Annotated in this window: 21 protein-coding genes; all 21 read left to right on the forward strand. The window is 46.9% G+C overall.

All coding sequences use genetic code 11. The annotated features are described in order from the left end of the window. Position 1: 1 nt before the first annotated feature. A complete protein-coding gene (gene spoIIIAE, locus I8U27_RS11580) occupies positions 2-1,192 on the forward strand; it encodes a stage III sporulation protein AE (protein WP_181752227.1) in 1,191 nt (396 codons plus the stop codon). Between the two features lie 12 nt (positions 1,193-1,204). Beyond that, positions 1,205-1,858, forward strand: coding sequence for a stage III sporulation protein AF (gene spoIIIAF, locus I8U27_RS11585; RefSeq protein ID WP_181752228.1), 654 nt, complete (start codon positions 1,205-1,207; stop codon positions 1,856-1,858). 18 nt (positions 1,859-1,876) lie between these two features. Further along, positions 1,877-2,497, forward strand: a complete 621-nt coding sequence (spoIIIAG, locus tag I8U27_RS11590) for a stage III sporulation protein AG (protein ID WP_181752229.1) — start codon at positions 1,877-1,879, stop codon at positions 2,495-2,497. Positions 2,498-2,509: 12 nt separating this feature from the next. After that, positions 2,510-3,085 (forward strand): SpoIIIAH-like family protein, encoded by a 576-nt coding sequence (locus I8U27_RS11595; protein WP_181752230.1) that lies wholly within the window; start codon positions 2,510-2,512, stop codon positions 3,083-3,085. A gap of 212 nt (positions 3,086-3,297) precedes the next feature. Beyond that, positions 3,298-3,552, forward strand: a complete 255-nt coding sequence (locus I8U27_RS11600; RefSeq protein ID WP_181752231.1) for a FliH/SctL family protein — start codon at positions 3,298-3,300, stop codon at positions 3,550-3,552. Between the two features lie 236 nt (positions 3,553-3,788). Then, the gene (gene accB / locus I8U27_RS11605; protein WP_181752232.1) at positions 3,789-4,304 is read left to right on the forward strand and encodes an acetyl-CoA carboxylase biotin carboxyl carrier protein; all 516 of its coding nucleotides are present in this window, start codon (positions 3,789-3,791) and stop codon (positions 4,302-4,304) included. A 19-nt stretch (positions 4,305-4,323) separates the two neighbouring features. Continuing rightward, positions 4,324-5,676, forward strand: coding sequence for an acetyl-CoA carboxylase biotin carboxylase subunit (accC, locus tag I8U27_RS11610; protein ID WP_181752233.1), 1,353 nt, complete (start codon positions 4,324-4,326; stop codon positions 5,674-5,676). Positions 5,677-5,678: 2 nt separating this feature from the next. After that, the gene (locus I8U27_RS11615) at positions 5,679-6,068 is read left to right on the forward strand and encodes an Asp23/Gls24 family envelope stress response protein (protein ID WP_309506141.1); all 390 of its coding nucleotides are present in this window, start codon (positions 5,679-5,681) and stop codon (positions 6,066-6,068) included. Positions 6,069-6,192: 124 nt separating this feature from the next. Further along, entirely contained in the window at positions 6,193-6,381 is a 189-nt protein-coding gene (locus tag I8U27_RS21365; RefSeq protein ID WP_374057928.1) for a hypothetical protein, read from the forward strand. Continuing rightward, on the forward strand, positions 6,378-6,806 hold the full coding sequence (nusB, locus tag I8U27_RS11625) for a transcription antitermination factor NusB (protein ID WP_181752235.1): 429 nt from the start codon (positions 6,378-6,380) through the stop codon (positions 6,804-6,806). The genes I8U27_RS21365 and nusB overlap by 4 nt, the downstream gene beginning before the upstream one ends. A gap of 108 nt (positions 6,807-6,914) precedes the next feature. Continuing rightward, complete coding sequence (locus I8U27_RS11630; protein WP_232345417.1) at positions 6,915-8,099, forward strand: glycosyl hydrolase family 18 protein; 1,185 nt, start codon at positions 6,915-6,917, stop codon at positions 8,097-8,099. A 134-nt stretch (positions 8,100-8,233) separates the two neighbouring features. Continuing rightward, positions 8,234-9,103, forward strand: coding sequence for a bifunctional methylenetetrahydrofolate dehydrogenase/methenyltetrahydrofolate cyclohydrolase FolD (folD, locus tag I8U27_RS11635; RefSeq protein WP_374057929.1), 870 nt, complete (start codon positions 8,234-8,236; stop codon positions 9,101-9,103). 26 nt (positions 9,104-9,129) lie between these two features. Beyond that, positions 9,130-10,494: an exodeoxyribonuclease VII large subunit gene (gene xseA / locus I8U27_RS11640; protein ID WP_181752238.1), complete on the forward strand. Its 1,365-nt coding sequence runs from the start codon at positions 9,130-9,132 to the stop codon at positions 10,492-10,494. After that, positions 10,487-10,747 carry an exodeoxyribonuclease VII small subunit gene (locus tag I8U27_RS11645; protein ID WP_181752239.1) on the forward strand — a complete coding sequence of 87 codons (261 nt, stop codon included), beginning with the start codon at positions 10,487-10,489 and terminating at the stop codon, positions 10,745-10,747. Before xseA ends, I8U27_RS11645 begins: the two co-directional genes overlap by 8 nt. Next, the gene (locus tag I8U27_RS11650; protein WP_181752240.1) at positions 10,701-11,645 is read left to right on the forward strand and encodes a polyprenyl synthetase family protein; all 945 of its coding nucleotides are present in this window, start codon (positions 10,701-10,703) and stop codon (positions 11,643-11,645) included. The genes I8U27_RS11645 and I8U27_RS11650 overlap by 47 nt, the downstream gene beginning before the upstream one ends. A 740-nt stretch (positions 11,646-12,385) precedes the next feature. Then, entirely contained in the window at positions 12,386-13,009 is a 624-nt protein-coding gene (locus I8U27_RS11655; RefSeq protein ID WP_181752241.1) for a hypothetical protein, read from the forward strand. Beyond that, complete coding sequence (dxs, locus tag I8U27_RS11660) at positions 12,990-14,879, forward strand: 1-deoxy-D-xylulose-5-phosphate synthase (RefSeq protein ID WP_181752242.1); 1,890 nt, start codon at positions 12,990-12,992, stop codon at positions 14,877-14,879. Before I8U27_RS11655 ends, dxs begins: the two co-directional genes overlap by 20 nt. Positions 14,880-14,888: 9 nt before the next feature. Next, positions 14,889-15,698, forward strand: coding sequence for a TlyA family RNA methyltransferase (locus I8U27_RS11665; RefSeq protein ID WP_181752243.1), 810 nt, complete (start codon positions 14,889-14,891; stop codon positions 15,696-15,698). A gap of 144 nt (positions 15,699-15,842) precedes the next feature. After that, a complete protein-coding gene (locus I8U27_RS11670) occupies positions 15,843-16,376 on the forward strand; it encodes a hypothetical protein (RefSeq protein WP_181752244.1) in 534 nt (177 codons plus the stop codon). Between the two features lie 32 nt (positions 16,377-16,408). After that, positions 16,409-17,293 (forward strand): NAD(+)/NADH kinase, encoded by an 885-nt coding sequence (locus I8U27_RS11675; protein ID WP_181752245.1) that lies wholly within the window; start codon positions 16,409-16,411, stop codon positions 17,291-17,293. Further along, the gene (gene ahrC, locus I8U27_RS11680) at positions 17,290-17,736 is read left to right on the forward strand and encodes a transcriptional regulator AhrC/ArgR (RefSeq protein WP_181752246.1); all 447 of its coding nucleotides are present in this window, start codon (positions 17,290-17,292) and stop codon (positions 17,734-17,736) included. The genes I8U27_RS11675 and ahrC overlap by 4 nt, the downstream gene beginning before the upstream one ends. The last annotated feature ends 6 nt before the right edge of the window (positions 17,737-17,742 follow it).

Consider the following 17,742-nt stretch of genomic DNA (forward strand, 5'->3'; position numbering starts at 1 on the left):
AATGCTGCGAACCAAATGGATCCTGCCCATCATCATTTTTATATTGTTACAAATGCCGCAAGCTGTTTTTGCCGTGGGCGATGAACAGGGGACACCTGTCACCGATCAACTGGTTCGCTCCCAATTAAATGAGTTGCAGACAGAAGAAGTGGAATCTTTTTGGAAGCTGTTGCAGACAGAATATGGACGCTACTTTAACGGGCGGAATGCACCCGGTCTTTTTGATCTCCTGCTTTCAGGCAATAAGGAACTGGAAACGAAAGATGTATTGACTGCTCTTCTGCGTTATTTTTTTCATGAAGTTTTATACAACGGCAAACTATTAGGAACCATCATTGTATTAACTGTTTTCAGCATGATTTTGCAAACGCTGCAAACTGCGTTTGAGAACAACCAGGTAAGCCGAGTGGCTTATTCCATCGTCTTTATGGTGATCATTATTTTAGCGGTAGATAGTTTCTCCGTTGCCGTTGATGCCGCAAAAACAGCAATTGAGCGGATGATTGATTTCATGCTCGCTCTGATCCCGCTCTTGCTCACTTTGCTGGCAACGATGGGAAATCTGGGATCAGTCACATTATTTCACCCACTCATCATATTTATGATTCATATTATTGGGACATTTATTTATACAATTGTTTTTCCCCTGCTCTTTTTTGCCACGATTCTCAGCGTTGTCAGCACTCTGTCGGAAAAATACAAGGTAAATCAGCTAGCAGGGCTGATGAGAAAGGTGAGTGTAGGGATTCTCGGCGGTTTGTTGACGATCTTTCTGGGGGTTATCTCTGTACAGGGGGCGACTACAGCGGTCACGGACGGAGTAACGATCCGTACGGCCAAGTACATCACTGGAAACTTTATTCCTGTGATCGGGGGAACCATCTCAGAAGCAGCCGATACAGTTGTGGGAGCCTCACTGTTAGTCAAAAACACGGTTGGACTGGCCGGAGTTATTATCCTGCTTATGGTTTGTTCGTTTCCGGCTTTAAAGATTCTCTCCCTTGCATTTATCTATAATTTTTCTGCCGCAATCATGCAGCCATTGGGCAACAGTCCCATCATCGAGAGCCTGAGTACCATCGGCCGGACACTGATCTACATCTTTGCGGCACTGGCTACAGTCGGACTGATGTTCTTCCTGGCGATTACAATTATTGTCGCATCAGGAAATATCTCTGTGATGATGAGGTAGGTGAGAAACTTGATGGAATGGCTTGGCGATTGGCTAAAACAAATTGTTTTACTGGTGTTGGTGGCAACCTTTATTGATCTGATGTTGCCCAACAATGCCATGGAGAGATATGTCAAGTTAGTGATGGGTCTCCTGATCATCTTAGCCATTCTCTCTCCTATCTTCCAGTTTTTAAAAAAAGATGTTGATCTTTCAACCTTAGCTTTTACGCCTGACTCATCAGCGTCCGGGAAGATGGAACCCATTAACCGGATCAAGGCAGAGAGCGAAAAGTTGAAGCAGACACAAAGCCGTCTCGTTCAACAACAAACGGAAAAAACGATGGAGCAAATGATTGAGAGACAGGTGACTAAAAAATTTCCGGTGGAGGTGATGGAGGCGAGAGTGGCAACCCGACTGACTTCCGAGCAGGTCCCCCACATCACACAGGTGCAACTGGTAGCAAGGATGAAAGAGCCCGGTTCCTCCCGGGAGCCTGATGACATCAAGCCGATTCAGCCTGTGGAACAGGTCCGTGTTGACACGGTTACCAGCGGCCCGGTTGCTGTTCAATCGGCTCCTGCGGCGGAGACAACGGGGCTGACTCGTCGCATTATCGACTATTTAAAGCAGACTTGGGATCTCACTCCTGAACAAGTTCAGGTCAGTGTTGAACCAACCATGTAGGGATGGAGGTGAATAAAGGTGTTCAAACGGTGGTTGTCCCAGGTAGAACAAAAAATGGGCGGGGATGAGAAGCAGAAAAATAGATTTCGCTGGTTTCTATTACTGGGATGTATCGGAGTGGGGGTGATGATTTTCTCCACATTTTTTCGGGTGAGCCCGGGGGAATTGCCGGGAGACTCCCTCTCTCCCCCCGTCAAGGAAACAGAAGCAACAGCTGCCTCTGCCAACAAGACCTCATCGATGGAAGAGTATGAAAGGGAATATGAGGCGCAATTAGCGGAGGTGCTGAGCAAGATTGTCGGAGTAGATGATGTTTCCGTTATTGTCAACCTTGATTCCACAGAAGAAGAAGTTGTCCAGGTAGATGTGCGTGAATCGGAGCAGGTCACGGAAGAGGTGGATAAAAAAGGGGGAAACCGCTCCACCACTCAAAACACCAATGATAAGAAAACGGCTTACTACCGCACAGATAATGGCGAGAAACCGGTAGTGGTAAAACGAATGAAACCAAAAGTACGGGGTGTGTTAGTGGTGGCAAGAGGAGTGGAGAATCTTCAGGTAAAAGCAATTGTGATCGAAGCTGTCCAAAGAACCCTTGATGTCCCCGTACACCGCATTTCCGTATTGCCAAAAGGATAAGGAGGAAATCTTATGACCATGAACAAACAAACAGTCTGGCTGGTAACGATGCTGTCCCTGATGGTGGTGTTATCCGCCTATTACATTGTAACCGGACCAGTTGAACCTGTTGATCAATCGGCCGCGAAGCCCGATGACTTAACGAAAGAAGGCAACATTGATGTCAATATTAAAACTGTTGAACAACCGGCGGAAGCAGCCAAACAGAATGATGTGAAAGAAACACTGGACAAAGCAAACGATGACTATTTTGTCGCCTATCAATTGCAGCGAAATACCCTGCGGCAAAAGGAGACAGAGCGTTACATGCAAGTACTGACCAATCCCGAGGCTTCCAAAGAACAGTTGCAAGAAGCAAAACAGAAAATCGATCAGCTGATGAAGGTGGATAAGACGGAGACAGTACTGGAAGAGTTAATCCGCAAAGAAGGATACAGTGACGCTGTAGTTGTAACCAGTGATTCACATGTAGATGTGGTTGTGCAAAGCGATAAGTTGACCAATGCCCAGGCGGTTAAGTTGATCAATCTAGTTAAGCAGCATTTGAATGTGTCCCCAACCCAGGTATCAGTCGCATATCGTCCGTAAGTAAAAAAATCTTAAAATACGGCTTGTTTTGACTAAGTGGATTCCTAACCGGAAGGAGCAGGAGTCCCTTTTTTATTTTTTTGTGAAAGTATTGTTTTACTTTGCTTGATGCAATAATCTCTTAAATATATTATAATAAAATTCTAAAAAATAGCAGTTTTTTATTGATCGCAACGAAATAGTTTTCGTAATGATTAGGGAGATGATTGCTGATGGGACCGATGCAAATGATGGCTTTTCTTGGGGCTGCATTATTCTTTTTTCTTTACGGATTTGAGATGGGACGAAGAAAAGGGAGACATGAGAAAATGGAAGACTTAAAAGAGTTCTGGTACCATAAAGGATTTGAAGCAGGGAGAAAGACCGGATTTAAGGAGGGAAATCAATCGGGTGTAGATTTGGCTGTCTCTATAGAGGATATTATGAGCAAAACACAAAAGTGGAAAACATACTATTTTATTTTATAGGTGATTCTAGTACGAAGTTTAAAAAGTACAAGTTAGTTTTTGCATGATGTTATACATATAACCACAATATTCATTCTGCAAAAACCCCCACTTGGGGTTTTTTCCGTTAGCAGATGGAAAAAATTAAACATATTCACCTATACAAATGTTAAGGGGTGGTCAAACCACTCAAAAAAAGTTATGCTAATACCGTTAATGGAGAATATCCTGGATGATGCTTAAGAGGAGTGAGTTTAATGGCTTTTAAAATGCATGAAATTCGTGAACTCATCCGTTTAATTGATGAATCACAGATTGAAGAGTTTGAGATTGATAATGAAGGAGCAAAATTGCTCATCAGGAAGACATCGGATCGTGCTGTTGCCGTAACTCCGGCACCGCAAACAGCTCCTGTTATGGTTCCGTCACCTGTACAGGCAGCGGCTCCGGTACAGCAGCCGGCACCTGCACCACAAGAAACAAAGGCGGCAGAAGCTCCGCAGCCGGCAGAAACCGTGAATGAAGAAGAGAATTTACATAAAATTGTTTCCCCAATGGTAGGAACATTTTACCGTGCCCCTTCTCCTGATTCAGATCCGTATGTGAAAGAAGGTGACAAAGTAGACGAAAAAACGGTTGTCTGTATTGTAGAGGCAATGAAACTAATGAATGAGATCGAAGCAGAAACCCGCGGTACAATTGTAAAAATCCTGGTAGAAAATGGTCAGCTGGTTGAGTATGGTCAACCGCTGTTCCTGGTGAAAACGGACTGAGCCGCGGGAGGGAAAGGAAATGTTTAAGAAAGTTTTGATTGCAAATCGCGGTGAAATTGCTGTTCGTATTATCCGGGCTTGCCGTGAACTGGGGATCCAGACGGTGGCCGTCTATTCGGAAGCTGACCGCGAGGCTTTACATGTGACACTGGCGGATGAAGCTTATTGTATCGGGCCGGCTGCCGGCAGAGACAGCTATCTGAACATGACGAACCTGATGAGTACAGCTACTTTGGTGGGCGCCGATGCTGTTCACCCCGGGTATGGGTTCCTGGCGGAAAACGCCGATTTTGCCGAACTATGCGGCGCTTGTGGCATCACATTTATCGGTCCCGATCCTGAAGCAATTATTAAAATGGGAGATAAAACCACCGCAAAAGAAACGATGAAAGCGGCGGGAGTACCCGTAGTACCCGGTACGGAAGGGATTATCGAGGATTTGAAGGAAGCGCTGGAAACGGCGAGGGAGATCGGCTATCCGGTTATCGTCAAAGCAACGGCAGGCGGCGGTGGAAAAGGGATGCGGATCGTCCATACAGAAGAAGAATTAAAGCGGGCGGTATCTCTGGCCCAACAAGAAGCGGAGGCCAACTTTGGCAATCCGGGTGTCTATCTGGAGAAGTTTCTTGTTGAACCAAGGCATATTGAGATTCAAGTGCTTGCGGACAACTATGGAAACACCATTCATCTGGGAGAGCGCGACTGTTCTATTCAACGCCGTTATCAAAAATTGATTGAGGAGGCTCCCTCTCCGGCATTAACCCCTGAGCTGCGTGAGCGAATGGGCAAAGCGGCTGTGGCGGCAGCCAAGTCAGTCAACTATTCAGGGGCGGGGACTGTGGAGTTTTTGTTGGATAAGGACAATAATTTCTATTTTATGGAAATGAACACACGCATCCAAGTGGAGCATCCGGTAACCGAACTGATCACCGGAATCGATCTTGTAAAGGAACAAATTCTCATCGCCTCGGGGAAACCGCTGACAGTTTCCCAGGAAGATGTTCGCTTTGACGGCTGGTCGATTGAGTGCCGGATCAATGCCGAGCGTCCGGAGAAAAATTTTATGCCATCCCCGGGTACGATTCAGTTTTACCTCCCCCCGGGCGGACCGGGAGTTCGCGTCGACAGTGCCTGTTATCAAGGGTATCGAATTACCCCGTTTTATGACTCCATGGTAGCCAAATTAATCGTGTGGGGAAAAGACCGGCAAGAGGCGCTCACAAGGATGAATCGTGCGCTGAAAGAATTTGCCGTCGATGGAGTGTATACTACCATCCCGTTCCATTTGAAGGTGTTGAACCATCCAAAATTTATTTCGGGAGACTTCCACATTCAGTTCCTGGAGACGACTAATTTAGACGAGGAGAGTTAAGAGTGGTGACGAATGAAATGATCGATTATAAAGCTGAAGAGCTGGGCAAAGTAGAGATCGCACCCGAAGTCATTCAGATCATCTCCGGTTTGTCAGCATCACAAGTAGAGGGTGTTGTCGGTTTAAACGGTGGTTTAAACCAACTGTTGGGCAGAAAAAATCTGCGGAAAGGAATACGTGTTGATTTTGATGAACAGCTGACCATTGAGCTGGCAATTAATGTTCTGTATGGATACCATATTCCTGATGTTGGCCGTGAAGTGCAAGAAAAAGTCAAATCAGCAGTAGAATCAATGACCAGTCTTGTCGTGGATCGGGTGATTGTTCGTGTGGAGGGAATTAAATTTCCTCAAACAGAGCAAGCGGCAGATCCGGACGCAGCCCACAAATAACCAAACGAACCTGAGGAAGTAGTTTGGGCAGGCCAAGCAGGAAATACATTGAGGCGATCTGGTTACAATATGGAGGAAGAAACTTGGCACATTGGCCGGGCTCGTTCTGAGTCTCATCTATTTGTTGGGTGGCTTTTGCAAGATGCTTTTTTTCGCTATCCTGGCCGCCCCGGGCTTTTTCAGCTGCCGGCAATGGATCATAAGGAAGACTTTAAGCGGTCGTCGATCTGATTTTCTTAGACAAATGGATGCGGAAATAGATAAAGAACCGGGCCGTTTTGGCTCGGATTTCTTTTTGGAGGATAAGATATGAGTCGAAGAACAGCGAGAGAAAGTGCTTTGCAGGCTTTGTATCAATTGGAGTTCTACCCTGAAAATGAAGGTTTCGTCATTCGTGAACGCGGCGAAGAGCTGAAAGGCCCGGATTATACTTTTTTTAAGGAGATCACCCTGGGCGTGAGAAAGCATTTATCGGTGATAGATCCCCTGATCCGGCGTTTTCTAAAAAAAGGATGGTCTTTGGAGCGTATTTCTTCGGTAGATCGTACCATTTTACGCCTGGCAGCCTATGAATTGCTTTTTGAAAAGAAGGTTCCCCGGGGAGTTGTTTTAAATGAGGCGGTTGATTTAGCCAAGGTATTCAGCAGCGAAGAATCAAGCCGTTTTATCAACGGAGTATTAGGCCGGCTTGCCGGGGAACTGGATAAACTAAAGGCTGAATTGGAAAATCAAGCATAAAAATCTTCTGATCATAAAGTTTCGCTGTCATTTCCCTGTTATCGGTGAATAAAAACGAGTATCTGTAGAATCTTATAGTTAACCGAATAAGAATGCAGGGTGATAATGATGAGACGAATTGGTATGGTTTTCCTTGCATCGGTTCTGTTTTTGGCAGGATGTGCCACGGGAAACCAGGAAGGATCAGGAAAAAATAATAATGTCGGGCAAACAGCCGACCGGACAGCCCGTCCGGAAGCGGTACCGATGAAAAGCAGAGGGAAGGTGGTCCCCGCTAAAAGGGGAGAGAATACCTACCGTCTCGGCAATGAGCAAAAGCGGGTCGAGACGATCGGCTTTCTGGAACCAGTGGACCCGAAGCAAGCGGTTTCCGATGTGAATGAAGCTGCCCGGAATTTAACCTATGTCAGTTTTTTCAGCTACCGGGTTAAACCTAATGGTGATTTGATTCCTTTAAATGATGAAGCTGCCCTGGCTGCTACGAAGAGGAATCGTTCGGTCCCAATGCTGGTTATCACCAACTTTGCCGAGGGAAATTTTTCTCCGGAGATCGCGCACCGGATCTTCACCGACCGGGCGGCGGGCAACCGACTGCTCCGCAATGTGATCCGGGTGATGAAACAAAAGGGATATCGCGCTCTTAACATTGATTTTGAACATATTCAGGAAAAAGACCGCAATCTGTACAATAGCTTTTTGCGAACGTTCTTGCCACAGGTAAAAAGGGAAGGATACCTTGTTTCCACTGCCCTTGCTCCCAAAAGCAGCGACAGGCTGGGAGGGCCGTGGCACGGCGCTCATGATTATGCTTTTCATGGCAAAGTCACGGATTTTGTCATATTGATGACCTACGAATGGGGTTGGACCGGAGGACCTCCGATGGCTGTCGCACCGATCCCGCAGGTCAGAAAGGTCCTGGATTATGCTGTTACCAGGATTCCGCGGGAAAAAATTGTCATGGGTGCTCCCCTTTACGGGTATGATTGGACATTGCCGTACAAAAAAGGAGGCCCACCGGCGCGGCGGGTAGCCCCGCTGGAAGCGGCCAGAATGGCTCAACAAAGGTCGTTGAAAGTTGAATACAACAACCGGGACCAAGCTCCTTTTTTCTATTACACCGATACCAACGGCAAGAAACATGTGGTCTGGTTTGAAAACGAACAGAGTGCGCAAGCCAAATTCAACCTGGTGAAGGAGTACGGGCTTCGAGGTATCAGCTACTGGGTCCTTGGGGAAGACTTCCCTGAAAACTGGTCCCTGCTCCGGGAAAACTTTATTATTCGCAAGTATTGAAACAGCTAAAGCTCCGATCCTACATCGGGGCTTTTTCTTTATTGCAAAAACAGAACAAACATTTGGCTCTGCTTTACACTGGTAAGGGAAAAAGATAAACTTTAACAATGAACCTCCTGTCAAAAAAAATAAGGATGTGTGTTGGATTGCCGTATCATATGATTGATGGAAAAGCGATTGCACAACAAGTGAGAAACGAATTGAAAGAAGAGGTGGGCCGTTTAAAAGAACAGGGGATTATTCCCGGTCTAAGAGTAATCTTGGTTGGGACCCATCCGGCCTCCGAATCCTATGTAAGAGGAAAAATTCGTGCTTCAGAAGAAGTAGGAATCAATTCTGAACTAATCCGATTGAATGAAGAGGTTTCTGAGGCAGAGCTCCTTCAGAAAGTAACTGAATGTAATAAGGATCCGGCGGTTCACGGGATTTTAGTACAGTTGCCTCTTCCGCTGCAAATTGATACAAATAAAGTGATTGCAACGATATCCCCCGAGAAAGATGTCGACGGATTTACGCCGGTCAACGTCGGTAATTTGATCATCGGGCAGGATGCCTTTTTTCCGTGTACTCCATATGGCATCATGGAACTTTTAAAAAGATCAGACATTTCCGTGGAAGGTAAACACGCGGTAGTTGTCGGGCGCAGCAACATTGTGGGTAAGCCGATTTCTTTCTTACTGCAGCAGGCAAATGCGACGGTTACAATGTGTCACTCCCGTACGGTTGACTTGCCTTTTTATACGAAGCAGGCCGATATCCTGATTGCCGCTGTAGGCCGGACAGAGATGATCACCTCGGAACACGTAAAACCTGGTGCTGTCGTGATTGATGTCGGGATTAATCGCAAAGAAGACGGTAAGCTGGCGGGAGATGTTCTTTTTGCGGATGTGGCTCCGCTCACTTCAGCCATCACACCCGTCCCGGGAGGAGTCGGTCCGATGACGATTGCCATGTTACTGAAAAATACGGTGCAATCCGCCATCAGGAAAGAAAGCAAAAGGTAACAATCCAATCAAAGTGAGGGGACGGCATGATCCGTAACAGTGAACGGGAGATATGGTCCGTTACTGATTTGGTGACTTACTTGTACCAGACGTTGGATGCGGATAGCAAATTGAAAAGTCTGTGGATAGAAGGGGAAATTTCCAATTTCTCACAACACCCCAAAAGCAGGCATATGTACTTTACCCTGAAGGATGAGTACGCCAAAATCAAAGCGGCGATGTTCGCTGGTAACAATCGGCGTTTGCGCTTTACTCCCAAAGACGGGGATCAAGTTCTCGTGCGCGGTTATCTTTCAGTTTATGACAGGGAAGGACAAGTGCAGTTTTACGCTCAAGATATGCGGCTCAGCGGGGTAGGAGATCTGTACGTGGCCTTTCAAAGACTGAAAGAACAATTGGCATTGGAAGGGCTTTTTTCCCAACCCAAGAAAACAATCCCTCTGTTTCCGAAGACAGTTGGTGTGATTACTTCTGCCAGTGGAGCAGCAGTACGTGATATTATTACTACCATGAAGCGCCGGTTCCCCCTCACAAACATTCTCCTGTACCCCGTATCTGTCCAGGGGGACAAAGCTGCCGGGGAAATTGCGGAAGCGATTGAACAAATGAATATCCTGCGAGAAGTGGATGTGCTGATTGTCGGACGAGGAGGAGGGTCGTTGGAGGAACTGTGGGCTTTTAACGAAGAGGTTGTTGCCCGTAGTATTTTTCAGTCTGAACTCCCCGTTATTTCAGCTGTGGGGCACGAGACCGACACGACGATCAGCGATTTTGTCGCAGACCAGAGAGCGGCGACACCCACAGCGGCCGCAGAAATGGTCGTCCCGCACATCAACGACCTAAAAGACCGTATTTGCAGCCTGGAAAAACGGCTTATTCATGCACAATCCTCCCAGATGGCAAAATTCAGAGACCGGCTTGCTAGAAGCATAGAACGGCCAGTGTTCCAAAATCCCAATGCCCGTCTGCATCAATATGCACAGCGCGTTGATCATTTGCAGTCCAGGCTTGAACATGCGATGAAGAAATGGACAGTGGAACGTTCCAGAAAGTTAGATAAAATCATATACCGAATGGACCGCCATCATCCTGCCGAACAAATCGCGAAATTACAGGAGCGGGTTTTTCGCTGCAAACAGGACAGCGTATATGCAATCAAGAACAAGTTAAGGGAAAAGAGAAGCAAACACATGCAGCTGGTCGGCCAGTTAGATGCTCTCAGTCCGTTAAAAGTAATGCAAAGGGGTTATTCACTCGTTTATCGTTACCATCAGAATGAATTGATCAAATCTTACCGGCAGGTGCAGCCAGGAGATCTTATTCGGGTCCGAATGGCTGATGGACAATTAAAATGTCAGGTCTGGAGATCGGAGGAGAAGAATCATGAGTGAGCCGTTAGATTTATCTTCTTTAGAATCACTTCCCTTTGAAAAGGCTCTGGAACGGCTGGAAGAGGTTGTTGAGCTCCTGGAAAAGGGGGACGCTCCTCTTGAACAAGCGATTCAATTGTTTGATGAAGGAATGAAATTGGCGCATATATGCGGCAAAAAATTGGAATGGGCGGAACAGAAAGTGGAGATGCTCGTGAACGAGAATGATGAATGGAAGAAGAAACCATTTGATACAGAGGAGGAGCCGGACTAAATTGTTGATAATCAAAGATTATATCCGGACAAAAGCAGACTGGGTCCATCAGGCACTGGATCAGTACACACAAGGGTTGTCAGGAATCCCTGCACCGCTTTTAGAATCAATGAGATATTCGCTGCTGGCAGGAGGAAAACGGTTGCGTCCCGTTCTTGTGTTATCAACGGTTGAAGCATGTGGCGGAGACGAAGAAAAAGCCCTCCCTTTTGCCTGTGCTCTGGAAATGATTCATACTTATTCCTTGATTCACGACGATTTACCCAGCATGGATAACGATGACTACCGTCGGGGCAAGCTTACCAACCATAAAGTGTTTGGCGAGGCACAAGCCATTTTGGCCGGCGATGCCCTGCTTACGGAAGCATTTGGCCTGATGGCAAGAGGAGCCAAAGAAGCAGGTCTTTCCGCGGACACAGCATTGACGATCATCGAAGAAGGGGCACGTTGTGCAGGCGCCAAAGGGATGGTTGGCGGCCAGGTAAGTGATCTTCTGAGCGAAAACCGCCTTATTTCACTGGAAGAACTGGAAAGTATCCACCGCCGGAAAACCGGAGACTTAATCGCTTTCGCTGTACGGATGGGAGCCCGCATCTGTGAAGTATCCGAACCGCTGTTGGCTGCGCTCACCCGTTTTTCCTACGGTTTGGGACTGGCGTTTCAAATTCAGGATGATATTCTGGATGTGATTGGTGACCAAAAGTTGATCGGTAAGCCGGTTGGCAGCGATCAAGAGAAAAACAAAGCTACTTATCCATCCCTTCTCGGCTTGGAGGAATCAAAGCAAAAGCTGATGGAGCTGACAAATGCGGCAAAAGGAGAACTTTTGGGCCACAGCGATTTTAAACCGGACCGCTTGCTGGAAATCGCTGATTACCTGTTGAGCCGTGACAGGTAACTTCTCTAATCAACTCCGATTGTGCTATAATGGGGATACATATAGAGTGGAGCAGTATTCTAGTCAGCCCACCACCTCTGAAGGCGGGGCTAAAAATCCGCTAAAGGGCACATCGATGAAGTTCTTGGTGTTGGCTTGCAGCGCCCAGCTGCGGGTTGATGCTGGGAGTTAAGGAAGAAGGGCGATCCGCAATGGCATGCGGGCGTTGACCCTTTTTCCGCGGAGGCCCAAGTGCGTGGCCGGAAGTTATCAGGCTTCCTGCGATGGCTTGGGGGATGAACCTGCATGCGGGGATCAACTTGGATGCAGCGTAGCCTGCCTTGAGTGACAGAGTGGGGATATTTAACTGCTTGGGTTGAATTGAAAGCTCTGTTGCAAAAGAGGCTAGGAGACTGGAGCGGGCTGTTGAGGAAAACTCCTAGACTGTTTGCCGGAGGGGCAAGGCTATCCGGGGATTAAAGTGTGGACTAAGTGGTAATCCAGTCCGGCGTCTGGTGACAACGCTGAAAGGGGTTGTAAAGGGAAACCGCCTGATTGGCAACGATCAGGATACCTCTTTGGGAAAGCCTACTGGACCTAAGCCGCAGAATTTACCCGGTTAGTTTCCACTCTAAAAATAACGGTCCCTGTTCGGGGAAAATTACATAGAGATGGGTACTCCGTCTGTTTTTGTTTTACCGGTCCTTCATGTGACCGGCATTTTTCTGGTATGTTATTGTATAAAGGGGATATTAAGCTGAATGGGAGGACTACTCCAAAAATCGCTTCGCTGGGCAATAACGATCGGTCTTATTACTGCAGCTCTCGCTGTCATCCTGACGGTAACCTCCACATCCCTGATGGCCGGGCTGTCATGGTTGGGCGGTTTGGTTGTTTTGCTTGCTATCGTCAGTATCGGAGTGGGATTTGATATGCTGGGGATTGCTGCTGCAGCTGCACGGGAGAAACCATTTCACTCGATGGCTGCAAAAAAAGTACCCGGATCAAAAGAAGCGATTGGAATTATCCGCCGTGCCGACCAGTTTTCCAATTTCTGCAACGATGTGGTGGGGGATATCAGCGGTGTAATCAGCGGAGCCGCTGCTGTTGCTGTGGTTGCTTCTCTGATTGTATCGTTTCCTGAATGGAGGTCGGGAGAGCGGCTGGTAAATGTTTTAGTAGTGTCGGCTATCTCCGCCCTGACTGTTGGCGGTAAAGCTCTCGGTAAAACCCTGTCTATCCATTATGCCAATGCAATTGTATTCCGGGTAGGTATATTTTTTAATTTTATTAATCGGAAGCTGGGTCTTCATTTGTTTGAAATAAAATCCAAGACGAAAAGAAAGCGAAAGCGAGGCGATCTTCGTGCTCCTCGAGCAGATTAATTCGCCAGACAAGTTAAAGCAGTTGTCTGTCGAGGAACTTCCTAAGCTGGCAGAGGAGATCCGCCAGTTTCTCATAGAGAGCTTATCTATGACGGGTGGTCATTTGGCATCCAATCTGGGTGTTGTCGAGCTTACGATTGCAATGCATTATCTGTTTGACAGCCCCAGGGATAAATTCTTATGGGATGTGGGTCATCAGGCCTATGTTCACAAACTGCTGACCGGCCGGAGGGAATTGTTTCCTACACTCAGACAATACAAAGGGTTATGCGGTTTCCCCAAGATGAGCGAAAGTGAGCATGATGTATGGGAAACGGGCCACAGCAGCACTTCCCTGTCCGGTGCGATGGGAATGGCTGCTGCCCGCGATCTAAAAGGGGAGGATTATAAAGTAATCCCGGTGATCGGGGATGGTGCTCTTACCGGCGGAATGGCTCTTGAAGCTTTGAATCATATTGGGGAAGAGAAAAAAGATATTATTGTCATCCTCAATGACAATGAAATGTCGATCAGCCCGAATGTCGGGGCATTGCATAATCATCTGGGACGGCTAAGAACCAACAAGGGCTACAATAAAATCAAAGAGGAAGTTGAGCAACTGCTCAAGAAAATTCCAACCCTTGGAGAACCGATGGCCAAGACGTTGGAACGAATTAAAGACAGCCTGAAATATTTAATCGTTTCCGGTGTTCTTTTTGAAACGCTCGGTTTCACTTATCTGGGGCCTGTCAATGGACATCAATTGGACGAACTGATGGAGAGTTTGCGCCTTGCTGCAAAGACCAAAGGTCCTGTACTCGTTCACGTGGTAACCAAAAAAGGGCAGGGCTACAAACCGGCTGAGGATGACTCTGTCAACTATCACGGAGCCGGGCCCTATAAAATCGAATCAGGAGCCTTTAAGAAAAAAGCGGATGGCCCCCCTGCTTACCCGGCCGTGTTTGGGAATACCATGGTTCGCCTGGCCGAACAAAATGAGCGAATTGTCGCTATTACACCGGCGATGTTAACCGGCTCAAAGTTGGAGAAATTTAATGAAAAATTTCCGGATCGCTGTTTTGATGTGGGGATTGCCGAGCAGCATGCGGTCACGTTCGCAGCCGGTCTTGCCACTCAGGGGATGAAGCCGGTGCTGGCGATTTATTCCACGTTCCTGCAACGGGGTTACGACCAGTTTATTCATGATGTCTGCCGGCAAAAGTTAAATGTGGTGTTTGCCGTGGACCGTGCAGGTTTTGTGGGTGAAGATGGAGAGACACATCAAGGCGTCTATGACATCAGTTTCATGCGCAACCAGCCTCATATCGTGATTATGATGCCTAAAGATGAAAATGAACTACAGCATATGTTGTACACCGCGACACAGTACCAGGACGGTCCCGTGGCCGTTCGCTATTCCAAAAGTACCGGGGTTGGTGTAGAAATGGATGCCGAATTTAAAATGATTCCGATTGGGAAATCGGAACTGGTCCGCCAGGGAAATGATGTGGCATTGCTTGCGTTTGGACCGATGGTGCAGACAGCTTTGGAAGCGGCTGACCAACTGGCACAGAGAGGAATCAGTGCCCGGGTTATCAATGCCCGTTTTGCGAAACCGCTGGATGAAGAATGTTTGGATCAACTGGCACGGGAAAATCTGCCGATTGTAACCATTGAAGAAGGAACCATCATTGGCGGTTTTGGAAGCGCAGTATTGGAATACTATGCCCAAAATAACATTGTCGGGATGAATATCAAGACGCTCGGTGTTCCTGATATTTATGTAGAACATGGAAGTATCAGGGATCAGCGACGTGAAGTTGGATTAACGCCTGAGCATATTGCGGATACTGTAAATAAGTTCTTGCCCCGAAAAAAACAGCGAGCATGAGGTTGAAGAGTGAATAAAGAACGGTTAGATCTTTTACTTGTACAAAAAGGATACTTTAACAGCAGACAGCAGGCACAGCGTTCAATTATGGCCGGACTGGTTTTTATTAATCAGGAGCGGATTGATAAAGCGGGGACGAAAGTCCCCTCAGATGCTGTCGTTGAGATAAAAGGCCAGCTACATCCCTATGTGAGCCGGGGTGGTTTAAAATTAGAGGAAGCGCTCCGCTTTTTTTCCATCCAAATGGATGGCCGGGTGATGATCGATATTGGTGCTTCAACCGGAGGCTTTACAGATTGTGCGCTGCAAAACGGTGTCAGAAAAGTGTACGCCGTTGATGTGGGGTATGGCCAACTTGCGTGGAAGCTCCGTCAGGACCCTCGTGTCATCGTTATGGAACGAACCAACTTTCGCTATTTAAAACGTGAACAACTGGGTGGGGAATCCCCTGATTTAGCAACGATTGACGTCTCCTTTATCTCTTTGTCCCACATCCTTCCAAATTTAAAGCAATTACTTCTTCCTGACGGGGAAGTTGTGGCACTTGTGAAACCGCAGTTTGAAGCCGGACGGGAACAGGTTGGGAAAAAGGGGATTGTGAAAGACCCGGCTGTTCATTGTCAAGTTCTTTCCTCTTTTGTACAGTTTGCCCATTCACAAGGATTTGAGGTAAAGGGACTGGCACCTTCCCCTATTCAGGGGGGGGAAGGGAATATTGAATTTTTAAGTTATTTCATTCATCGGGAACCTGGGAATAAAGCAGACTGGACAGAGCGGATCGAAGCAGTGGTACGGGATGCCCACATGCGGTTTGGATAAGGGACAGCGTCCATGATTCAGGGCGCCAATCGTGGGTGAGACAGAAATTCTGCCCTCCCCCTGCGACACCCAGCACTTTCACGGAAAAAGAAAAAAGGTTTCTTTGCTATGGCTGCGAATTAGTAGGTAAAGGGGGGAGTTTTAGTGTCCCATCCAGGTGATAATTTGGTTCTTGCCTTACTGATCGGAGTCATGTTCTTCTTATTATTGAGAAATTGGGTCTCTTTTTCCTTTATCACTGACTGGTTAAAAAAGTCTTCAAAACGTGAGTGGGTGGAGCCAAGAGGGGAAATTCCCCATCTGTTGAGACAAAAAGGTTTTGAAGTGGTGGATGCAAAAGTACGGGTTCCACTCACGATTGATGTAGATGATCACATTTATGAGAGCAGGCTGTATATCGACTATCTGGCCCATTCTGATCAAGGTTTGTATATCGTGATCGTCTCCAGAGAGCGGAAGCCTCTGCGGATGACCGGCCCGGCTTTGCGCGACCATTTTCTGCCTTATTATCTTTTGTACCGGCCTGAGGGAATTTTGTATGTTGACCGGGAAAAAGGTAAGATTAAGGTGATTGAATTTGATGTACCCAACATGAGGTTTAGAACAAAGCAAGGATTTAAGTGGTCCTACATCGCGGCGGTTGCCTTTGGGATGATTCTTGCTTTGTTGATCCGATAAATTTTGGGCACTTCTTTTTTGGGGTGGATTTGTTGAAGACCATCGGCATTACAATAAATCAGGATAAACCCAAGGCACATATATTTGTGCATCAATTGCTTCAGTTGCTTGAACGAAAAGGTTCTGTCGTTTATGTAGAACCGGGGACGGCAAAGGCCCTGGGGCGGGCGGAGATTGGTCTGGAATTAGATTGCTTCCCGCAAAAAGTAGACCTTGTCTTTGTATTGGGAGGAGACGGTACTTTGCTCGGAATCGCCCGGCAATTTGCCGAACACCATCTCCCCATTCTCGGTTTTAATGTAGGACATCTGGGATTTCTTTCTGAAGCGGAACCGGGCGATTTATCTACAGCAGTAGATCGTGTGCTTGCCGGAGATTACTACATAGAAGAACGCTTGATGTTAACTGCGGAATTAGTTCGCCAGGGAGAAGTGATTGAGAAAGGGACTGCCTTAAATGATATAGGAATTGCCAAAGGTTCATTTGGTCGCATGATTACCTGTACGGCTTACATGGATGGAATCTATTTGGGAACTTATTCCGGTGATGGATTGATTGTATCTACACCAACGGGTTCAACCGCTTACTCACTTTCCTGTGGCGGCCCAATTGTTTATCCTGACATTCAAACCTTGTTGCTGACTCCCATTTGTCCTCACACGCTCACTTCGCGACCGATGGTATTACCGGCTGAATCTGTTCTGGAAATCAAAGTATCAGCTGCTCATCGTGAGATGGAAATGACCATTGACGGTCAACTGGGTTATTGCTTAAAAGAAGATGATATTGTTCGCGTCAGCCGCTCTCCATTTAATACCTTGCTCATTAAGTGGCAGGAACGTTCATTTTTTGAAGTGATAAGGAAAAAACTACAGGGAGAAAGTGTTGATGAAAGCAGGGCAGGAGGCACAATATGAAAGCTCAGCGACATATTAAGATCCGGGAAATTATCGCAAACCTGGATATTGAAACTCAGGATGAACTGGTGGAACAATTAAAAAAAGCGGGTTATAATGTCACCCAGGCGACGGTATCAAGGGATATTAAAGAGCTCCGTCTCGTTAAGGTACCAACCAATAATGGAACTTATAAATACTCTTTACCAGCTGACAGGCGTTTTAATCCCGAGCAAAAACTGAAACGAATGGTACAGGAATCATTTGTGAGCATTGACCATGCAGAAAACATGATCGTCATGAAAACATTGCCGGGAAATGCACACGCTGTCGCCGCTCTCATGGATCACTTAGACTGGGATGAAATTATCGGGACGTTGGCCGGAGATGATACCATTTTGATTATCAGTCGCGAGAAAGAAAAAGTACACGAAGTCGTCCAACGTTTTATCGATATGCTTTAGGAGTAG

This window comes from Paenactinomyces guangxiensis (genome assembly GCF_016055185.1).
Taxonomy (GTDB): Bacteria; Bacillota; Bacilli; order Thermoactinomycetales; family Thermoactinomycetaceae; genus Paenactinomyces; species Paenactinomyces guangxiensis.

Bases quoted from the DNA above. Each gene is read 5' to 3' on its own strand.
- spoIIIAE (WP_181752227.1), top strand. From the start codon at position 2: ATGCTGCGAACCAAATGGATCCTGCCCATCATCATTTTTATATTGTTA.
- spoIIIAF (WP_181752228.1), top strand. From the start codon at position 1,205: ATGGAATGGCTTGGCGATTGGCTAAAACAAATTGTTTTACTGGTGTTG.
- I8U27_RS11595 (WP_181752230.1), top strand. From the start codon at position 2,510: ATGACCATGAACAAACAAACAGTCTGGCTGGTAACGATGCTGTCCCTG.
- I8U27_RS11600 (WP_181752231.1), top strand. From the start codon at position 3,298: ATGGGACCGATGCAAATGATGGCTTTTCTTGGGGCTGCATTATTCTTT.
- accB (WP_181752232.1), top strand. From the start codon at position 3,789: ATGGCTTTTAAAATGCATGAAATTCGTGAACTCATCCGTTTAATTGAT.
- accC (WP_181752233.1), top strand. From the start codon at position 4,324: ATGTTTAAGAAAGTTTTGATTGCAAATCGCGGTGAAATTGCTGTTCGT.
- nusB (WP_181752235.1), top strand. From the start codon at position 6,378: ATGAGTCGAAGAACAGCGAGAGAAAGTGCTTTGCAGGCTTTGTATCAA.
- I8U27_RS11630 (WP_232345417.1), top strand. From the start codon at position 6,915: ATGAGACGAATTGGTATGGTTTTCCTTGCATCGGTTCTGTTTTTGGCA.
- folD (WP_374057929.1), top strand. From the start codon at position 8,234: ATGTGTGTTGGATTGCCGTATCATATGATTGATGGAAAAGCGATTGCA.
- xseA (WP_181752238.1), top strand. From the start codon at position 9,130: ATGATCCGTAACAGTGAACGGGAGATATGGTCCGTTACTGATTTGGTG.
- I8U27_RS11645 (WP_181752239.1), top strand. From the start codon at position 10,487: ATGAGTGAGCCGTTAGATTTATCTTCTTTAGAATCACTTCCCTTTGAA.
- I8U27_RS11650 (WP_181752240.1), top strand. From the start codon at position 10,701: ATGAATGGAAGAAGAAACCATTTGATACAGAGGAGGAGCCGGACTAAA.
- I8U27_RS11655 (WP_181752241.1), top strand. From the start codon at position 12,386: ATGGGAGGACTACTCCAAAAATCGCTTCGCTGGGCAATAACGATCGGT.
- ahrC (WP_181752246.1), top strand. From the start codon at position 17,290: ATGAAAGCTCAGCGACATATTAAGATCCGGGAAATTATCGCAAACCTG.